This is a genomic window from Marivirga sericea (genome assembly GCF_900177665.1).
Classification (GTDB): Bacteria; Bacteroidota; Bacteroidia; order Cytophagales; family Cyclobacteriaceae; genus Marivirga; species Marivirga sericea.
This window is the reverse complement of sequence record NZ_FXAW01000006.1, coordinates 76,610-95,287: the sequence shown is the minus strand read 5'-3', so window position 1 is coordinate 95,287 and position 18,678 is coordinate 76,610. Positions and strand designations below refer to the sequence as shown.

18 protein-coding genes are annotated in these 18,678 nt (G+C 35.3%); 7 read left to right on the top strand and 11 right to left on the bottom strand.

Annotated elements, in window-relative coordinates; translation table 11 throughout:
• Positions 1-3: 3 nt before the first annotated feature.
• The 10 genes from wecB to B9Y84_RS14080 all read right to left on the bottom strand — a co-directional run bounded on the left by wecB (position 4) and on the right by B9Y84_RS14080 (position 8,966).
• Complete coding sequence (wecB, locus tag B9Y84_RS14125; RefSeq protein ID WP_085518043.1) at positions 4-1,140, bottom strand: non-hydrolyzing UDP-N-acetylglucosamine 2-epimerase; 1,137 nt, start codon at positions 1,138-1,140, stop codon at positions 4-6.
• Positions 1,124-2,257: a polysaccharide pyruvyl transferase family protein gene (locus B9Y84_RS14120; RefSeq protein WP_085518042.1), complete on the bottom strand. Its 1,134-nt coding sequence runs from the start codon at positions 2,255-2,257 to the stop codon at positions 1,124-1,126. Before B9Y84_RS14120 ends, wecB begins: the two co-directional genes overlap by 17 nt.
• The gene (locus B9Y84_RS14115) at positions 2,250-3,503 is read right to left on the bottom strand and encodes an asparagine synthase-related protein (protein ID WP_085518041.1); all 1,254 of its coding nucleotides are present in this window, start codon (positions 3,501-3,503) and stop codon (positions 2,250-2,252) included. Before B9Y84_RS14115 ends, B9Y84_RS14120 begins: the two co-directional genes overlap by 8 nt.
• Positions 3,496-4,272: a glycosyltransferase family protein gene (locus tag B9Y84_RS14110; protein WP_085518040.1), complete on the bottom strand. Its 777-nt coding sequence runs from the start codon at positions 4,270-4,272 to the stop codon at positions 3,496-3,498. Before B9Y84_RS14110 ends, B9Y84_RS14115 begins: the two co-directional genes overlap by 8 nt.
• 26 nt (positions 4,273-4,298) lie before the next feature.
• Positions 4,299-4,664, bottom strand: a complete 366-nt coding sequence (locus B9Y84_RS14105) for a hypothetical protein (protein ID WP_085518039.1) — start codon at positions 4,662-4,664, stop codon at positions 4,299-4,301.
• Positions 4,665-5,351 carry a methyltransferase domain-containing protein gene (locus tag B9Y84_RS14100; RefSeq protein WP_085518038.1) on the bottom strand — a complete coding sequence of 229 codons (687 nt, stop codon included), beginning with the start codon at positions 5,349-5,351 and terminating at the stop codon, positions 4,665-4,667. It abuts the gene before it with no gap.
• 4 nt (positions 5,352-5,355) lie between these two features.
• Positions 5,356-6,723 carry a lipopolysaccharide biosynthesis protein gene (locus B9Y84_RS14095; RefSeq protein WP_085518037.1) on the bottom strand — a complete coding sequence of 456 codons (1,368 nt, stop codon included), beginning with the start codon at positions 6,721-6,723 and terminating at the stop codon, positions 5,356-5,358.
• Positions 6,724-6,890: 167 nt separating this feature from the next.
• Positions 6,891-7,379, bottom strand: coding sequence for a UpxY family transcription antiterminator (locus B9Y84_RS14090; RefSeq protein ID WP_085518036.1), 489 nt, complete (start codon positions 7,377-7,379; stop codon positions 6,891-6,893).
• Between the two features lie 262 nt (positions 7,380-7,641).
• The gene (locus B9Y84_RS14085) at positions 7,642-7,827 is read right to left on the bottom strand and encodes a hypothetical protein (protein WP_085518035.1); all 186 of its coding nucleotides are present in this window, start codon (positions 7,825-7,827) and stop codon (positions 7,642-7,644) included.
• An 8-nt stretch (positions 7,828-7,835) separates the two neighbouring features.
• Positions 7,836-8,966 (bottom strand): serine hydrolase domain-containing protein, encoded by a 1,131-nt coding sequence (locus tag B9Y84_RS14080; protein WP_085518034.1) that lies wholly within the window; start codon positions 8,964-8,966, stop codon positions 7,836-7,838.
• A gap of 156 nt (positions 8,967-9,122) precedes the next feature.
• Here B9Y84_RS14080 and B9Y84_RS14075 point away from each other — a divergent pair, with 156 nt between their 5' ends.
• The 7 genes from B9Y84_RS14075 (at position 9,123) to B9Y84_RS14045 (ending at position 15,214) form a co-directional block, all read left to right on the top strand.
• On the top strand, positions 9,123-9,719 hold the full coding sequence (locus tag B9Y84_RS14075) for a LemA family protein (RefSeq protein WP_085518260.1): 597 nt from the start codon (positions 9,123-9,125) through the stop codon (positions 9,717-9,719).
• Positions 9,720-9,888: 169 nt separating this feature from the next.
• Positions 9,889-10,395, top strand: coding sequence for an FKBP-type peptidyl-prolyl cis-trans isomerase (locus B9Y84_RS14070; protein WP_085518033.1), 507 nt, complete (start codon positions 9,889-9,891; stop codon positions 10,393-10,395).
• A gap of 66 nt (positions 10,396-10,461) precedes the next feature.
• Positions 10,462-10,899 (top strand): TPM domain-containing protein, encoded by a 438-nt coding sequence (locus tag B9Y84_RS14065; RefSeq protein WP_085518032.1) that lies wholly within the window; start codon positions 10,462-10,464, stop codon positions 10,897-10,899.
• Between the two features lie 354 nt (positions 10,900-11,253).
• On the top strand, positions 11,254-12,246 hold the full coding sequence (gene obgE, locus B9Y84_RS14060) for a GTPase ObgE (protein ID WP_085518031.1): 993 nt from the start codon (positions 11,254-11,256) through the stop codon (positions 12,244-12,246).
• Between the two features lie 82 nt (positions 12,247-12,328).
• Positions 12,329-12,940: a nucleotide exchange factor GrpE gene (locus B9Y84_RS14055; RefSeq protein ID WP_085518030.1), complete on the top strand. Its 612-nt coding sequence runs from the start codon at positions 12,329-12,331 to the stop codon at positions 12,938-12,940.
• Positions 12,941-13,037: 97 nt separating this feature from the next.
• Entirely contained in the window at positions 13,038-14,168 is a 1,131-nt protein-coding gene (gene dnaJ / locus B9Y84_RS14050) for a molecular chaperone DnaJ (protein ID WP_085518029.1), read from the top strand.
• A 140-nt stretch (positions 14,169-14,308) separates the two neighbouring features.
• Positions 14,309-15,214, top strand: a complete 906-nt coding sequence (locus tag B9Y84_RS14045) for a hypothetical protein (RefSeq protein WP_085518028.1) — start codon at positions 14,309-14,311, stop codon at positions 15,212-15,214.
• A gap of 214 nt (positions 15,215-15,428) precedes the next feature.
• Here the strand turns inward: B9Y84_RS14045 and B9Y84_RS14040 are convergent, their stop codons facing one another.
• Positions 15,429-18,215, bottom strand: coding sequence for a T9SS type A sorting domain-containing protein (locus tag B9Y84_RS14040; RefSeq protein WP_176223807.1), 2,787 nt, complete (start codon positions 18,213-18,215; stop codon positions 15,429-15,431).
• Positions 18,216-18,678: the final 463 nt, after the last annotated feature.

Here is an 18,678-nt window from a genome sequence, read left to right as displayed (position 1 = left end):
CTACTAATTTAGGTTTTCCAATTCAATCAGATAATCCACTATTCTTTTTGAAGCCAAACCATCACCGTAGGGATTTTCACTTTGTGCAAAAGATTGATAATAATTTTTGTCCGTTAGTAGCTTTTCAGTTTCATTCTGAATGTCTTTGGATTCTGTTCCAATTAATTTAGCACAGCCTGTTGCTATTCCTTCTTGCCGTTCCGTTGTATCTCTTGTAACAAGAACAGGTATTTTTAAACTTGGCGCCTCTTCTTGAATGCCGCCAGAATCAGTAATGACCAAAAAGGTTTTTGACAAGGTATAGATCATCACCTCATAAGATAAAGGATTAATCAATCGTATATTGGAGTAGTTCTTGAGCATTCTGTGAACTGGCTCTGAAACATTTGGATTCAAGTGCACAGGATATAAAAATATAGTGTTTGGGAATTTCATTGCTAAGGACTGCAAGGCCGTACAGATGTTCTCAATCCCTTCTCCAAAATTTTCTCTTCTATGCCCTGTAATTAAGATCAGCCTCTCGTATCCGTCTATAATTGAATCAATTTCTAAACATGCTTGGCTTTTAGGAGCGCTCTTAATTTTATTTATTGTAAAAAAAAGAGCATCTATTACAGTGTTTCCGCTGACAGAAATCTTTCCTTGTGCATTCTCCTTTTTAAGATTAGAGGCTGATAAATTCGTAGGTGCAAAATTCAAATCACTAATGGCACTGATAATTTTTCTATTGCCTTCTTCAGGATAAGGTGAGTTATTATCAAAAGATCTTAAGCCAGCTTCTATATGAATCACTTTAATCCTATTGTAATAGCCTGCTAAAGCTGCTGACATTGCTGTTGTAGTATCTCCTTGAACAATGATATAATCTGGGGCAATTTTACTAAATAATGAAGCACATTCGTCAATAATTTTTGAAGCCAGAGAGGATAATGTTTGATTTGGTATCATCAAATCCATACTATAATCTGGCTTGAAGTTAAAATAAGAATATAGGCCCTCTAGCATTTCTTTATGCTGACCTGTTGAGATCCAGAAAGTTTCAAATACATCATGATTATCGAATTCATTTAGTAAAGGAAAAAGTTTGATAACTTCTGGCCTTGTTCCTGCTACAATGGCAATTTTAATCTTTCTGTTCATATTTACTTAAATGCTCTTTAACCATTACTAAATCAGACTTTATTCTTTTCTCGTTAAATTCTACATCTTTTATAGTATTATTTTTCAGTTCGTCTAGTTTATCAAATGATTCCTCAACCTTCTTCGCTAGTAAAGATGTAGTAAAATCATTGGGAACCAAAGAATAAGATGTCCCCAGCATTGCTTGTACTGTTCTTAGCTTGGGCTCAATTTCTATGCATAGCCCTGGAATGCCTAAACAAGCAGATATTATCGCGCCATGGGCTCTGCTTGTAATTGTAAATCTACACTCATTTAACTGTCCTATAAAATCGTTGAGACTCATTTTATCTGGAGACCAGATCATTATTGATATAGAAAGTTGCTTGATAGATTGTATATAGTGTTCATCAGCCTTTGCATCAAAAGAAAAAAATTTTAGACTGTAGCCTTTATCTTTCAATTCTTTAATAGAAGAGAGAAATCTTTCAACATGAAAGTGATTATCAAAGCTCCAGTCTCTAAGAATTATGGCTATATCCGTGGATTTTGCATTCGATATAGTGAAATTTTGTAACCATGCTTTCCTATTAAAAACGAGATCAGTGGACTTAAAGACTGGATAATCAAAATTGTATTTTTCTAAATTATCAAAACTTTGCTGATCTCTTACCAACAAAAAGTCGTATGAAGACAAGCTCAGTATTGACTTATGAAACTTTTTGGAACTGTAAGTAAACCTTCCAACTCCAATACCTAAACCTAATCTATGTCTGTATTCTAAATGATTCTTTCCAAAGATTTTCAATAGAACATTATAGAAAAAGGAATACCACTTAAATCCAGTCTTTCTTATTAATAAGTTGAGCAACTTGTAAAAAGAACTCCCTTCCTTGAAATCGAAGTATATACCTCCACCTCCATGTACTATCCAATCCGCTTTAAATTTTGTTGATGAAGAAATTACTGACTCTACGTCTACCAGTTTCGAAATGTATTCACTGGTCGCACTTTCAGAAGAAATATGCACCTTTGGTGATGGAAAGACACCTTTAATAATCTGATAGGACGTTATCATCAAAATGTCATCTCCTAAATTTCCAAATCCATAATAGCCCCGCAAAATAATTTTAGCCATAATGATGTTCTAAATATTTTGAACTCATAGCAATGCCAAATAAAAAATGATCCACCGCCTTATCTCGTTTTGAATACAGATTATATAAGTAATTGTGGCATGTAGTGTACTCTTTTAAATCAAAATGTTGCGAAATATTTTTTAAGCCTTGCTCGATATCATCAAAACTAATCACATTAAAAATATCAAACCCCATGCCTCTTTTCTCAGAAAAAACAAACCATTTGCTATATCCTTCCTTTTCCAAAAATGCTTTTAAAGGGTACTTTATAACCGGCTTAATTTTAATCTTATTATCTAATCTAAAACCAAATTTTAGAACTTCCTTATCAATGAAAGGATACAGCACCTCGTTTCCAAAGTTCTTAATCGGTAAGAAGTTTTTATATGCTACTCTTCTGCCCATATAATAAAGCATCCCTAACATATTTTTAGAATGAAAACTTAGGTTTGGAGCAATCTCGATCAGTCGATTATTTAGATCAGTCTTTGCAACCGCAGCTTGTTTTTTAGTAAGTAGTTTAGGGAAAATAAAATTTTGATACAGGGAATTAAGAGAGTAATCATCTATAAGCGAGGATGAGTAAATATTTAAACGTCTGTTGTCATATATTTTGCTATTTGACAGCTGGTAAGATGTTACACCTCTTATGAAAGATTGAAAAAACAATTTAGAATTGTTTTTATAGCCAAACAGGTTATCTCCCTCAATTCCATCTAAAAAGATGAGATCCCCATTACTATTGGATTTCCCACAGAAATCATTCACTAAACTACACATACTAAGAAAAGCATAGTCAAGATTTGGAGATTGATAATGAGTAAAGTATTGCTGATAATTTGCTCTCAGTTTATCATAGTCCAAGAAATATTTCTCGCTGACAATGTTATATTTTTTCTCTAAATACTCAACGTATGCGATGGAAGGGTCTTCTTCAGAGTCAAAAAATGAGCATGCTTGAAAGGGAATATTGTTTTTATATAAAACATGAGCAATAACTGTACTATCTATCCCTCCACTGAGGAAAACAACAGGGACTTTATTCTTAATTTTAGGAAGTATAGCTTCTGTAAGTACCTTTTCAAGTTTTACAAAATCAATTTCTTTTTCAGTCTCAAAAGCATCAAATTTTTCCAATAGGTTAGCTTCATAAGTATCAAGAAATTGTTTTCTGAACGGATCATCAATATTGATTGAAGACCCGAGAAGGTTTAACTCTAGAATAGTTTTTTCTATTTCACTCATTTTTCAGCACATTAAACCAAGATATCAGGTTTTCCACATTATTGGCAACCGAATAGGTAGGATCCACTGGAGCTAATTCAAAATCTTTTTTATTGTAGATCGCCTTCAAGAATTTTAGTATTCCATCGAAATCAGAAAATGAAAAGGCTTTCCCATAGCCACTATTAACAAATTTGTAAGTGGGACTATCAATACCCGTTATAGCCAGGATGGGTCTTCGAGCAGTCATATAATCTACTAACTTCGACTGAAAGAATAGATCATCGGTTCGATTCGGCAAATTCACACCGACATTTAATAGTAAGTCAGCATTTTTTTGTAATTCCAAAGCCTCTTCAAAGGAAATTTGAGATCTTAATTCGAGATTTTCGCCAAATCCTAGGGTATTTTTTTTTATCTCTTCATCCACATGTCCCACAAAAATGCAATTTACGTGCTTTCTAGCTGTTTTATCAAGAGACTCTAAGAATGCTTTATAAGCAGTCAAAAATATTTTAGGATCTTTAGGTTTGTACAAGTTGCCTGTATGAACTATAGTAAAAGAGTCTGCAATTCTATATTTAATTGCTTCTTCTCCATTTTTATAAGCATTTGTAAATAACTTGAACTTGTCTGTGAATTGCGGATAAATTTTTGAATATGCTGTAATTATTTCTTGGTTTGTAAAAGTTACTATATCTGCTAATTCCAAGCATCTCTTCTCCCAAAGGTGATCCTTTTTACGCACAGTATTGACCTTATTGATAGTCCAAGGATCACTTAAGTGCATTATCCAAGGTCGATTGGTCAGCTTTTTTATTTTGTAAGCAGCAATTGCACTTGATAATGGAAGCGACCGTCTATATCTTTAAATAGATTCTGACTAAGAATTCGTCTGTGAAACAGAAATTTATTATCTGGATAAAAAATTTCTTTGAAAAGCGGCTTATTTGAAAGCTTATTGACCAAAGAATTATGAGTTGGAATCTCATGCACCTCTAGACTTGAGTCCTCTACCATCTTACTACTGACATTGGTGGACCATGAATTATAACCGATTTTTTCCGTCAAAAACTTAACTTCGACATTTTGTGCAAGTAGCTCTTCCAAAACTTTTGAAACTTGAATACTCTCTGGTCCAGTCTTAGGTGGCGCTGCTATGCTAATGAATAGAACTTTCATCTATAGTTTTTGATAAATAATAGCTTTGTGGCTGCTAGTGTATCTTTCATTCTTTTTATCAAACTTATGTACATTACCACTATTATCTTCTCCCTTAACATCAAGGATCTTGAACTCCTTACCTACCTCCGTTTGCTCAAACATAAAATTACTATTGTAAATTATAAGAATACCATTTTCTAAAAGCTGATCAGAAAGGAAAGATACTGTTTCTTCAAATTTCCTAAAAGGATAGATTTTCTCACAATTGTTCATATCCTTTGTATCTTCCCATCTACAAAGAACAGACATGCATAATATAGCGTGATACTTGCCGCCTGTCTCAATGTTTGAATGTGTGCTTTCTGCAAATTTTATATTTTTAGTATCGTTTTTCTTTTTAGCTTTCAATAAGTTTGATTTATTAATATCCACGCCCAGTATTGAAGACTCTTTTAAATATTCATTTACACTAAAGCATTCTTCTCCTTCGGAACAACCATAAGACAATATCTTAATTTCTTGTTCCGGCCAATGCCGAGTCACATATTCCTGCATAGCAGAAAAAATTTTGGGATACCGATTATACTTAGTTGTAGATGTAAGTTGATGCTGGTCCTTATAAAAAGTTCTTTTTTGTTTTAAGATTATATTCATCCAGTATTGAAAATGATTTTTCAGAAAATCAGGTAACAGTTTAATATTCATGATTTTAAAATATTAAAGAAAGTAGGAGAAAAAAACTAATAATTAAAAAAGTTCCTAAAACAGCATGCTTTATCGAATTACTATTTATAAGAGCCAAAATTGAAACAATACTAATAAGATAACGAACGAATATTGAAACGCTTAAAAGTAAAATCAGCTCATAAAGGCTTGTTATATATTGTGCTCCAATTAGCAGGATAAACATGTAAATTAATGAAGCTAGAAGATCTGCCGCTAATTGTCTCTTCTGTCTGTTTAAAATCAAATAAGTAGGTTTTATAACTATCTCTATTAATTGAAAAACCATCGCAAATGACAATACCCTAGCGAGAGTGCCTGATGTTTTCCAAGTATCTCCAGCAATAAACAAGAATATTTCTTCTGAAAACACAAAAAAGACCCCGTAGCCTAACGAAGCAATAATTAGTATTCCATAAAAAACTAAAATAATCTGGTTAGTTAAGCTATCTATTCCTTTTTGGTTGAACGTTTCGTTTGCCTTTTGAAAGTAGACTTTTCCAACTGAAAAACCTATGACTTGTATTGGTAATCCTAAAAGGGTTATAGCAAGTGAATAAAACCCGAGAGATTCATTAGAATGAAAAGTACTAATTATAAACACAGGTATATGAATTGATATTTGCAATAAGACTGAGGCAGGGAACACATACTTAGGATAATTTTTGTATGCTCTGGCAATAGACATTAGCTCATGTTGCCTAATAGACCGGATGATCTTATAAGGAAAGCGTATGATGTTTTTACCAAGCAGGCTAGCTAGATTTACTAGTCTAATAATAAATTCACCAACTACTAAACCGTTAGGACTAGACCCTAAAGTTAATCCTAAAATTGCAACAGCACTTTTACCAGTAGTCACGGAGATAATTCTAGATCTAGAATTAATTGCAAATCTCTTTCTTCTAATTAAATAAAAATCAGCTAGTTTTTGAAATGCGCTAATTATAATTAAAAAAGGGATAAAGTAAATTAAACCACTTATTTTCGACATTTCAAAATGCATTAGTATGCCTTCGCTAAAGAAAAGAAGTACTAAAGTAAACAACAGTGAAAACATTATTGATACAACTAATACCAAAGCCCCCAATTTATAAAAATCTCTGGTTCGCTTAGGTATTAAAAGTGCCTCCGAATAGTTTAATGTCGAAATTGAGGTAGTTAAGGCTAAAATAGTATTAAAAAAAGCAAAAGCTCCGTAATCCTCAGGTAAATAGATTCTTGTGATAATCGGAGTAAATATAAAACCCACGATATAGGCCAAAAAAGATCCGCCAGCAAAAATAGTAGAGTTCCTAATAAAGGACCCTTTTGAAAATAATCCTCTTTTAAGGTTATCGTATATATCTTTCAATTATCAATTTCAATATGTTGTTCGATCATTGTATTTAACTTTTATTTCGAAGTAAAGCTCCGCCCTTTCAGTCCCATCAAGAAACTTAGACTATAAGATTTAAGCTAATAATTTCATTGTACCCTATTCATCTACACTTCAATTCCATCTTTCACAGGAAATTCATATTAACCCAGCTTTTTCACCTTAGCCTGGCTTATTTCTGCTTTTAAGCTTAATCCAAGGCTTTCAATATATAGAATTACTTTGTCTTTTTGCGTTTTAATTACTTTACCTTCTTGACCTTTCATACCCCCGTGCTGTATTTGCACTTTATCTCCTTTTTCTATAGCTTCTACACTTACTTCCTCATATTCCCCTAATAAAGCTTGTATGGCTTCAATTTCGCTGGGGCGTATTTTAGCATCTGCTCCTAAATGACGTACGAAGTTTACTGTTCCAGGAGTTTGCAAAATGCTGAGTCGCTCTTCTTCACCTTTAAACCTAACAAAAACGTAAGAAGGGAAAACGGCTACTGTCACTTTCTTTTTTCGGTCAGACCACTGCCTTAGTACCGTTTGCGTTGGGCAATAGACTTCTATATGCTGCTCGGCAAGCCTATCCGCAACTTTTTTTTCCATTCTGGATTTTGTGTAAATGGCAAACCAATGTTCCATAAATTGTTATATAATATCCAAAATTAGTGCTTCTCGCTATTTATAAAAAGGATTTTGATTGATTTCGATGAATTGAGTTAGCAGGTGTACAAGTTGACAAGTTCTCGGGTTAATATGGAAAGTTAGGTGTTTCCCCTGCGTCATTGCGAACGCAGTGAAGCCCTCTACAGACTGCAAAAAGAAAGCTTTAGATTACTCCAGTCGCGACTCTAGTGTCTGCAGACAGGCAGGTTCGGAATGACGCTGAGTTGAAGGCAAGCCACTACTCCTTCGACTTCAACTTTCTTATATATCGGTTTAAAACAAAAGCACCGGTCCAAAAAGCCAAGGCCACCAAGGTATATTCCATCGCTTGATCTTCAGCGTACCGAAGGCTGTAATAGAATACCATGATCATAATCACCACTAAAATCCAGTATAGGATTCTTAATATTTTTGTTAATTCCATCTTATCGTCTATTTTAAAAGTTCATAAGCGGCCTCTACATATACATAAACATCGTTTGGATGTTCATCGGTGTAAAGCTTACTTCTGCTTTTTCCTAATCTCACCACCACCGCATTTTCATCTCTAAGCACAAATATATACTGGCCCAATATTCCTCTAGCATATGGAATTTGCTTGCCTTTATAATTCAATATCCACCATTGATATCCATAATGTGGAATGCTTTTTTCTGAACCTGTAAGTTGAGCGGGTTTTGTTGCCATTTCAATGTAGTCAGCAGGCACCACTTGCTCATCATTCCAGCTACCGTTATTCAAAACCAGCTGTCCAATCCTTGCGAAATCTCTAGCAGTACTATTGAAGCAGCAAAATGCTTTTTCCATGCCTCCAACTTTGTCTAAACTCCACAAAGCATCATATTCCGCTCCAATCTTACGCCAAAAGCGGTTGGCTGCGTAGTCGCTAATGGATTGACCCGTAGCTGATTCCAGTATTTCTGCTAAAATTTGGGTATTGATGCTTTTGTAGGCAAATTCCTTTGCTGGTGCATCTGAAACTTCTAAATCATTTACTATTTTCTTTAGATCATCTCCGTAATACGCGTCTGTAGTTTTGGAAAAAGGACTAATGTAAGCTTCATCCCATTCAATTCCTGAACTCATAGTCAATAGGTCTTTAATTACTATTTTAGATTTTTCACCCTCTTGAAAAGAGTCAAGGAAATCTGACACTGGCTGAAATACGCTTTCTATTTTACCCTCTTCAATAGCTATTCCTACCAGCAAGCTTACAATACTTTTAGCAGCCGAAAAGGAATTAGATATTTCATTTTGATCATATCCTAAAAAATACTGTTGGTAATAAAGTGCGGTATCCTTTACGATCAAAAAAGCAGTGGTTTCATAAGAATCTAGCTCATCTTGATAAGTCTGGCCCATCTCATATTGATTATATTGAGGGGACAATTTCCATTCTTTAGGATTGCTAGCTGCAATAGTTCTGTTCTCAAAGATCTTATAGTCATCAATGTCGGCCGTTAAATGAAGAAATGCCTTTTGGGCATAATTAGGTAAGAAAAAGTAGATTATTCCTAAAAATATCACTACTAGAATCGTATAGCCTCCAATTTTTTTCAACATGGTATTCTATGAATTTATGTAATGGATGCAAAAATAGGGCTTCAAAAATCATTTACCAGCATTAATATCAAATCAATTTCGAAATCAACATTTCTCTGCTACCTTCGTAATCAATATTTTAATGAACTAACTAAAATAATATCTAACTTAACTAATATGAAAAAAGGACTTTTAATTACCCTAGGTGTAATAGTCGTTATAGTTTTTATACTGTATCGAGTTTTTGCAGGTTCCTACAATAAAATGGTCACAAAAGAAGAGCAGGTGACAGGTGCTTGGTCGCAAGTAGAAAATGTTTATCAAAGAAGAGCAGATTTGATTCCAAACTTGGTGAATACTGTCAAGGGGTATGCTGATTTCGAACAAGAAACCTTACAAGGTGTGATAGAAGCGCGTTCGAAGGCAACGGGTATAAATGTAAATACTGACGATTTAAGCCCTGAGAAAATCCAGCAGTTTCAGCAAGCGCAACAAGGGTTGAGTTCTGCGCTATCTAGATTAATGGTGGTTGTAGAAAGATATCCTGACCTGAAAGCCAATCAGAATTTCATTAAATTACAAGACCAACTAGAAGGTACAGAAAATCGCATCGCAGTAGAAAGAAGAAGATTTAATGAGGTTACTCAAGAGTATAATACTTATATCAGAAAGTTCCCGCAGACTATGTTAGCAGGAATGTACGGCTTTGAAAAGAAAGGCTATTTTGAAGCTGATCAAGGTGCTGAAGATGCTCCGGAAGTGAGTTTCGATTAAAAAACGAAATTGTTGATTTAACTAAGGCTTCTGGATCATCTTCAGAAGCCTTTTTATTTGTATGCTGATCAAAAGTAATCGCAGTATTTCAACCTGTCTTTATCTACTTTGAATAAAATCAGAATTTAAACTTGCTAAACATCCCGCCTGCTTCAAAAGTTAATAAGATATGGAAATTCAAGATAACACAGTCGTGACTTTATCCTATCATGTAAGAAAGAAGGATGAAGAAGGAGAATTGGTAGACTTTTCCGGTCAATCCTACCCCTTAAGGTTTCTTGTGGGCACAGGTAAAATGCTTCCTTACTTTGAAGAACAATTAAAGGGGCGAAATCACAATGAAACTTTTGCCTTCAGACTTCCTGCAGATTTTGCTTATGGTAAGAAAGATGAAAGCCTTATAAAAACTATACCGATTCAGGAGTTTACAGAAAAAGAAGGATACACTAAAGAGACCCTAGAAATCGGATCATTTATACGCTATGAAAATAGCGAGGAGTCGCAAAGTGGGCAAATCATTGATAAAAGTCGAAAAGACATCAAGGTCGATTTCAATCATCCACTAGCGGGACAGGATTTATTTTTTAAAGGGAATATAATTTCTGTAAGGAAAGCCTCTTTTGAGGAAATAGAAAGGCAACATCACATAGAACCAGACGGCATTAGGTTTCAATAACTTCCAAGATAAAGAACTATTGCCTTTCTTAATCGTATTCCTCTCAAGATTTACTATTTTTACATTATGGCAAAAGAAGCATTTACCGAGGAAGAGAAAAAGACAATAACGAATGCTATTAAAGCAGCAGAGCTCAATACATCTGGTGAAATCCAGGTGCATTTAGAGAATCATTGCAAAGAAGACGTGCTAGATCATGCTGCTCATATTTTCAAGACCTTAAAAATGCACAAAACCAAACTGCGTAATGGCGTTTTGTTTTATATGGCTATTAAAGATCATAAATTTGCTATTCTAGGAGATGCTGGTATCAACAGTAAGGTTCCGGAAAATTTTTGGGATGACATTAAGGAACACATGTTAGCTCATTTCAAAAAGGATAATATAACAGCAGGTCTAAGCGAAGGTATCAAGATGGCGGGAGATCAATTAGCAACGCACTTTCCTTATAAAAGGGATGATGAGAATGAGTTGCCTGATGAGATTTCCTTTGGAAAAAATTGATTTTTATCACGCAGTTTTGCTAAAGAGTTTTATTTAATCCAATCCTCTTTAATAATAACTTATACCAACTTATCAGATACACTAAACTACTTATTACTTTACGCAGGAACACATTGTAGTTAAAAGCACCACTCTTGCTCTAAAAACACATCTAATTCTTCTAGGAATACTAGTAAGAATTAAGACGAGAAATCACCATACAAATGATAGTAGACTGAAAAGCTAAATTGCAAGGCTAAACATTGCCATTTGTATTTGGCAAATTAAGTTTTTCATATTGTCTGGTCCTAAATAGGTAGGTTTTTTTATTTCCTGCTTTATTTAGACTAAATTTGCGCCCTAAAGTTTAGTCCCATGGCCAATCCCAATTTTATTGATTATGTCAAATTCTGCTCTCGTTCTGGAAAAGGAGGAGCAGGTGCTGTTTCTATGCGTAGAGAAAAGCATGTGCCAAAAGGTGGCCCAGATGGCGGAAACGGGGGTCGTGGTGGAAATATCATTTTAAAAGGAAGTGCTCAGTTGTGGACACTGTTGCACTTGAAATACAAAAAGCATGTAATTGCTGATGGTGGAGACAATGGTGGAGGGGCGAGAAGTTCTGGGGCAGATGGTAAAGATATTATTCTAGAAGTGCCTTTGGGCACTGTTGCTAAAGATGCTGAAACCGGAAAAATCAGATTTGAAATAACTGAAGAAGGAGAAGAGCAAATTTTAACTGAAGGAGGAAGAGGAGGATTAGGTAATGCTAATTTTAAAACTGCTACCAATCAAACTCCTCGCTATGCTCAACCAGGAGAAGATGGCCGAGAAGAATGGATCATTTTAGAGCTTAAACTGCTAGCAGATGTAGGGTTAGTGGGTTTTCCCAATGCTGGAAAAAGCACTTTACTGTCTGTAGTTTCAGCGGCCAAACCTGAAATTGCTGACTATGCTTTCACAACACTTACTCCGAATTTGGGAGTAATTCCTTATCGTGATCACAGATCTTTTGTAATGGCTGATATTCCAGGGATTATAGAGGGGGCAGCGGCAGGGAAAGGTTTAGGAACTCGTTTCTTGAGACATATCGAAAGGAACTCCATTTTGCTTTTCATGATTCCTGCTGATAGTAAAGATGTAAAGAAAGAGTATGAGATTTTGATTAATGAACTAAAGGAATACAATCCTGAATTGCTAGATAAAAACCGATTATTGGCGATAACAAAGTCAGACTTGATGGATGAGGAGTTAATGCAAGAATTAAGAAAAGAATTGCCTAGTGACTTGCCAAATATTTTCATCTCGTCTTTGACACAATACAATATCAACGAACTTAAAGACATGATTTGGAAGACATTAAATGCGTAATGTCATCTTGTCAGTGGCATCGCATTTGGCAAACTCCTTGTTCCACTATGCTGAAAATTAGATAGGATAACATAATACAGTTATGGCTAAAGAAGAATTAGACGAAAAAGATTTGAATAAAGAGGCAGAGACCTCTGAAGATATACAAGAAGATCAAAATCCTGAGGAAGAGATCAAGGACGAAAGATCTGAAGAAGAAAAAGCTGCTGAAGCTGACGCTGAAGCCAAAGATGAAGAATTGTCAGATTTCGAGAAGCTAGAGATAGAACTGGCAGAGTCTAAAGATAAATTCTTAAGGTTATATTCTGAGTTTGAAAATTTCAGAAGAAGAAATGCTAAAGAACGATTAGAATTAGTAAAAACAGCTTCTGAGGAAGTAATTGCTGACCTTCTACCTGTAATGGACGATTTCGAAAGGGCTGAAAAGTCATTCGAAGACCAAGCTGAGAACGAAGGTTTGATGGAAGGATTTACGTTAATTAAAAATAAGTTCGAAAAAACCTTAATCAGTAAAGGATTAAAAGCAATGGATAGTGAGGCAGGAATTGAATTTGATCCTGAAATTCATGAAGCGATTACTAAAATACCTGCTCCCGATGAAAAATTGAAAGGTAAGGTAGTGGATGTTGTAGAAAAGGGATACTTATTGAATGATAAGGTAATTCGTTTCGCAAAAGTAGTTATTGGAGAGTAAATACAGTAGGCAGCTAGATAACAGATTTTTATAACTGTTCGATATTCAATATCAAATGAGAAACATTTGTGTTTTTAGTTATTAGATTATAGATAAGATGGCCAAAAGAGATTATTACGATATATTAGGTGTTAGCAAAGGAGCTTCAGAAGCGGAGATAAAGAAGGCTTATCGAAAAGTAGCCATCAAATTCCATCCCGATAAGAATCCTGATAATCCTGAAGCGGAGGATAAATTTAAGGAAGCAGCGGAAGCATATGAAGTCTTGCGAGACCCGCAAAAACGTCAGCGCTATGATCAATTTGGTCATGAAGGCATGAAAGGCGGAGCTGGCGGCTTCGGTGGAGGAGGTATGAACATGGATGATATCTTCTCTCAATTTGGTGATATCTTCGGAGGTGGCGGAGGTGGCGGCTTCGAAAGCTTCTTTGGCGGAGGCGGTGGAGGCCGTAGAAGTCGAGGGAGAAGAGGTTCCAACCTTCGAATAAAATTGAAGCTTGATCTAAAAGAAATTGCACACGGTGCTGAGAAAAAAATCAAGGTTAATCGATTGGTTTCTGCAGATGGTGTGACCTATAAATCTTGTGATACCTGTGGAGGTTCTGGTCAAGTTAGAAGAGTAACCAATACCATGTTGGGTCAAATGGTCTCAGCAAGTACTTGCCCTACTTGCCAAGGATCTGGTAAATTCATTGATAAGAAGCCACCTCATGTAGACAATACAGGTCTTCAGTCAAAAGAAGAGGTAATTAGCGTGAAAATTCCAGCGGGAGTGACCGATGGTATGCAGCTATCGATGTCAAGTAAAGGTAACGAGGCTCCTATGGGTGGAGCTGCAGGAGACCTGATTATCTTGATTGAAGAAATTGAGCACGAAGTGCTTAAACGTGATGGCAACAATATCATTTATGATCTATATGTAAACTTCGTAGACGCTGTATTAGGAACTACTGTAGAAGTACCTACGATTGATGGTAAAGTGAAGATTAAGATTGAAACTGGGACTCAGTCCGGCAAGATCTTAAGATTAAGAGGAAAAGGAGTTGGTGATGTAAATGGTTACGGAAGAGGAGACCAATTAATTCATGTGAATGTTTGGACGCCTAAGAAAGTCACTGACGATGAAAAGGAGATGTTAGAAAGTATGAGGACATCTGATAACTTTAAGCCAAATCCTACTAAAGCGGATAAGGGCTTTTTTGATAGAGTGAAAGAATTTTTTAATTGAGTTCACTTGAAAGAGATACATTGAAGTGTAATCTGTAATTATTGCACATCTATTTTTGACTAAACCACTATTCTAAAAAGTAGTGGTTTTTTTATTTTAATAGACAACTTATTGCTTAAAGCCATCGTAATACTCCCATTATGGCTAAGGCTTTTCAAATTTTATTATTTTTTGCATCAGTTTCTTGTATTACTTCAACTGTTGTTGGGCAACAATTACACAAGCATTTCGAACTTGCTGAATCCAAGGACATTGACAGAATTGAATTGAAAGTGTCTACTAAAGCAGGAAAATCATTTTTGACTGCGGTAGATGACGCAATACCCGTTCGAATCTTTGGGGCTAGTGAAAATGACGTAGCGGCTAGTTCTTTCAAGATCGAGAAAACACACAACAGTCAGAAAGTTGATGCAGAATTAACCTGCAAGAGCCATATGGGATTAAACTTCACTGAATCTGTTGCTAGTAGTTTCTTTTCATCTCCTGATCAGCCACATGATATATGGCAAATTAATTTATCACAGCATCAGACTTTTGATCTGAATTTGAACTATTTGATGGGTGAAGCAAATGTAGATTTAAGTAAACTAGCGGTTCAGCGGTTGAAAATTAAATCTGCCAGTGCAGACGTCAAACTATCTTACAATGATGCATCGATGAATAGCGTTGCGATGGATACTTTTTTTGTAAAAGTCAATTTTGGTAGTATAGAGGTGAAAGATTTAAACTACGCCTTAGCCAAAGAAATTATTGCTGAAGTAGGCTTTGGTGCTATCTCCATTGATTGTGGTCAAGACTGGAAGATGAATAGTAGGGTGACAGCGTCTGTTGGGGCTGGTAATTTAAACATTTTGCTCCCGCCAAAAGAAATTCCTGTTATTATTAGAATCAATAACTCTCCTTTGTGTAATATTAAAATGGCTGAAAATTTCCAGAAAATTGGGCATAATATTTTTGGCAACCAAGCCTATGTAGATAATCCCGATGAAAGTATGGAGTTCCTCCTTGATGTTGGGATGGGAAGGATAATTTTTCAAAACCAATAATAAATTTAACATTATTTCAATGGGGCGAGTACTATATTGCCATGATATCCTAACTGGCAAAGATTTTGTATTTATTTAAATAATTGAGTCCATTGAACATTTCCTGATCTTATTCTTTATTTTCAAGTTAGGTAAATTATAATAAAACGGTAACGATCTAACATTTATTTTAGTGAAGCAACAAATATCATCTGAAATGTTGTTTAAAAGTTAGTTATTTTTCAATTATTAACCTATGCATTTCCCCTGAGACATTGATAAAATATATTCCTGGTTGTAGAAAATTTGTGTCCAGCACCAATAGATTATTCGAGAGCTTATTCATTGATGCCTGTAGGTCTATTCGCTGTCCGAAACTATTAAATAATTTTACCTTTAAAACATTTTCGTGAGTTTCAAGGTATACAATGTTTGAAGTTGGATTTGGATAAATATTAATTGATTTTTTTACCGGATTGCTCATACCAGTTATACTGCCCACTTCAAGAGTTTCGGTTTTTGTACATCCTTGTGCATCAGTCACAACTAGAGTATATGTATCAGCAGTTAAATCATAAATTTCACTACCCTCTGCTCCAGTGCTCCACTTGAACTGATAGGGAGAAGTACCACCTTCAACATTTGCAATTATACTTCCATTACCTTCTGGAGAGCTTGATTCTGTAATAATACCTGTTATAACCAGGGATTCTGGTTGCTCGATGGTAAAAAGTTTGTTTTTTTCACAAGAATTAGAGTCACTTATTGTAAGGGAATAATCTCCTGCAGGGAGCCTTAATAGGTCTTCTTCAACTATGCTTTGTTCGTTCAGTAAGAACGTAAATGGACTGCTTCCCCCTTCAATATTTAGCAGTACTGAACCGGTCGAATCACCCTGGCATTTTACTGACTCTATACCTGAAATTACAAATTTTAAATCTTGACATTGATCAAATACCTCAAAACTAACTTTTGCTTCCGCAGAATTGTAATTATTATTCCCCGCTTGGATAGTCGTCACTGTAACAACGCCCACAGCTCCTGAGAGTACAATAGTACTATCATCAATACTAGCAGGGCCATCAACAGAATAATCTAATTCTAGTTCGCTGGAAGAGTAAGCTTTAACATTAAAAGGATCTGAGCCAATACTTTTATCAGGAATCTCTTGGATGCTAATCTTTTGGTCAGCTTTATCTACTCTTAAATCTTGCTCCAAGCTCGGGGCGGCAAGCGTATTAGAGTCACCTTCTTGAAAAGCCAATATTGTAGAAACACCAGCTCCTTTAATTTTAATGCTATTCTCGTGAATTGCGGCAACATTACTATTTGAACTTTCATAAGTTATTGGCAGGCCGGCAGAAGTTTTTCTTTGTAATACTATAACAGTATCTGAATACGCTATTGTAGAAAACTCAATGAGGGAGATTGATTGAGATCTTTTAGAAATTTCCAACTCTCTGCTTATCGGATCGGCTGTAAAAACCGTATCATTTCCATATTGATAGGCTGTAATTGTACTAGACCCCACCCCAACAATTTTAAGCATGTTACCCTCTATCTCAGCAACCTCCGAATTCGAGCTAGTATAAGATATTTCTAAATTCTCGCTAGATTCTGCATTTAACATAAAATTTGAATCACCGTAAATCACCTCGCCAAAGGAAGTAAAATTAACAATTTGCGATTTTTTAGAAATTTCTAGTTCTCTGCTTACTGGAACGGCTGCAGAAATCGTTTCATTCCCTTGTTGATAGGCTGTGATAATGCTTGTTCCCACTCCCACAATCTTTAGTATATTGCCTTCAATTTCAGCAACCTCTGAGTTGGAGCTTGTATACGATACGTCAAGGTTTTCACTAGATACTGCATTTAACAGGAAATCTGAATCACCATATATTTTTGCATCTAGGCTTTCAAAGGAAATCACTTGGTCCGGTTCATTTAAGGATAATTCCCAGTCTAAACTTGGTTCATCTCCCAGAAAATAAACAACTATAAAAATTTCTGTACCAGCTTTAATTGGATCGGAAGTATAATCATTACTAGAATCTAAATAAAAAGAAGGGCTAGATTCGCAGGATTCTAAAATCACGCTACTTTGCAAGGTAGTTTTACTATCCATCGAAACAGTAACACTTGCATCATTTTGCATTACGTACCTGTAATAGTATGGTGAATCTCCCTTCGCATCAGTGATTGTATTTGTTCCTACTTGTGCCTCTATCTTCTCTTCGCAGGACAAGCCGGTAGGAGGAAAATACTCAGAAGATGTAAAACTCAAATCCCATTCAACAATAGTGGGATCTAAAGCACCTTCATTAGTGCCAAAAATCCACTCAAGGTACAAAGTAGTTCCAGCAGGGTAAACATCGCTTTCCATAGACTCATATGGATTACTAATAACTGGCTCAGCATTACAATCAGAATATAAATTAAGAGTGCCCTCTGTTGCCTGAACATAGTAGGCTTCTATTTTCCCATCAGAAGGCAAAGTATATTTAAAAAAATAGCTTTGCTGCATTTGCACATCCTCGATAATATTTCCTCCAGCACCAAGCCCATTCGCCACCGCTTCTGTCGCATCTTCACAATTAGAGTTAATAGGATCTTCAGATTCAAAAGATGTAAAACGCAAATCCCATTCAACAATAGTGGGATCTAAAGCACCTTCATTAGTGCCAAAAATCCACTCAAGGTACAAAGTAGTTCCAGCAGGGTAAACATCGCTTTCCATAGACTCATATGGATTACTAATAACTGGCTCAGCACTACAATCAGTATATAAATTAAGAGTGCCCTCTGTTGCCTGAACATAGTAGGCTTCTATTCTCCCGTCAGAAGGCAAAGTATATTTAAAAAAATAGCTTTGTTGCATTTGAACATCCTCGATAATGTTTCCTCCAGCACCGAGGCCATTCGCCACCGCTTCAGTAGCTGCTTCGCAAGATAATCTGTAAAGGTCAGTAGTGTTTTTTACCAGCCCATCTATTCTATGTTCAGAGTAACCAATGTGGCACATAATAAAAAAAGAATGAAAAAATACTATAAGTGATATTAAGATAAACTTACCCATTTGAAAAGAAGACTTACTGTTAATAAATAGAAATAATTCGAAAATATATAAAAATACATAAATATAAAAGCGATTTTGACCTCTTTTGTTAAATAACTCAACAAGTACTATTACTTAAATTATGTAATCATTGAGAAGCTTTCCTCTATTTAGTTCTGCAAATGATCTTGCTTTTTTAAGTTCATAAGGTTCAATTTATACCTCCGTATGCTGGAGAGCAAAAAAACCGGTCATAATATTTTTGATAATCAAACCTATATTGATCGCCCAGATAAAAGCCTGCAATTTTTGCTTGAAGTTGGCATGGGCTTTATCGTTTTCCTCAATAGGTAATTTCACAAGTCAGCCAAAACCGTTCCCAGAGAAAGGTATGCCTTTAAGTTAATTATTGAAAACTCTTTTTGCTTTA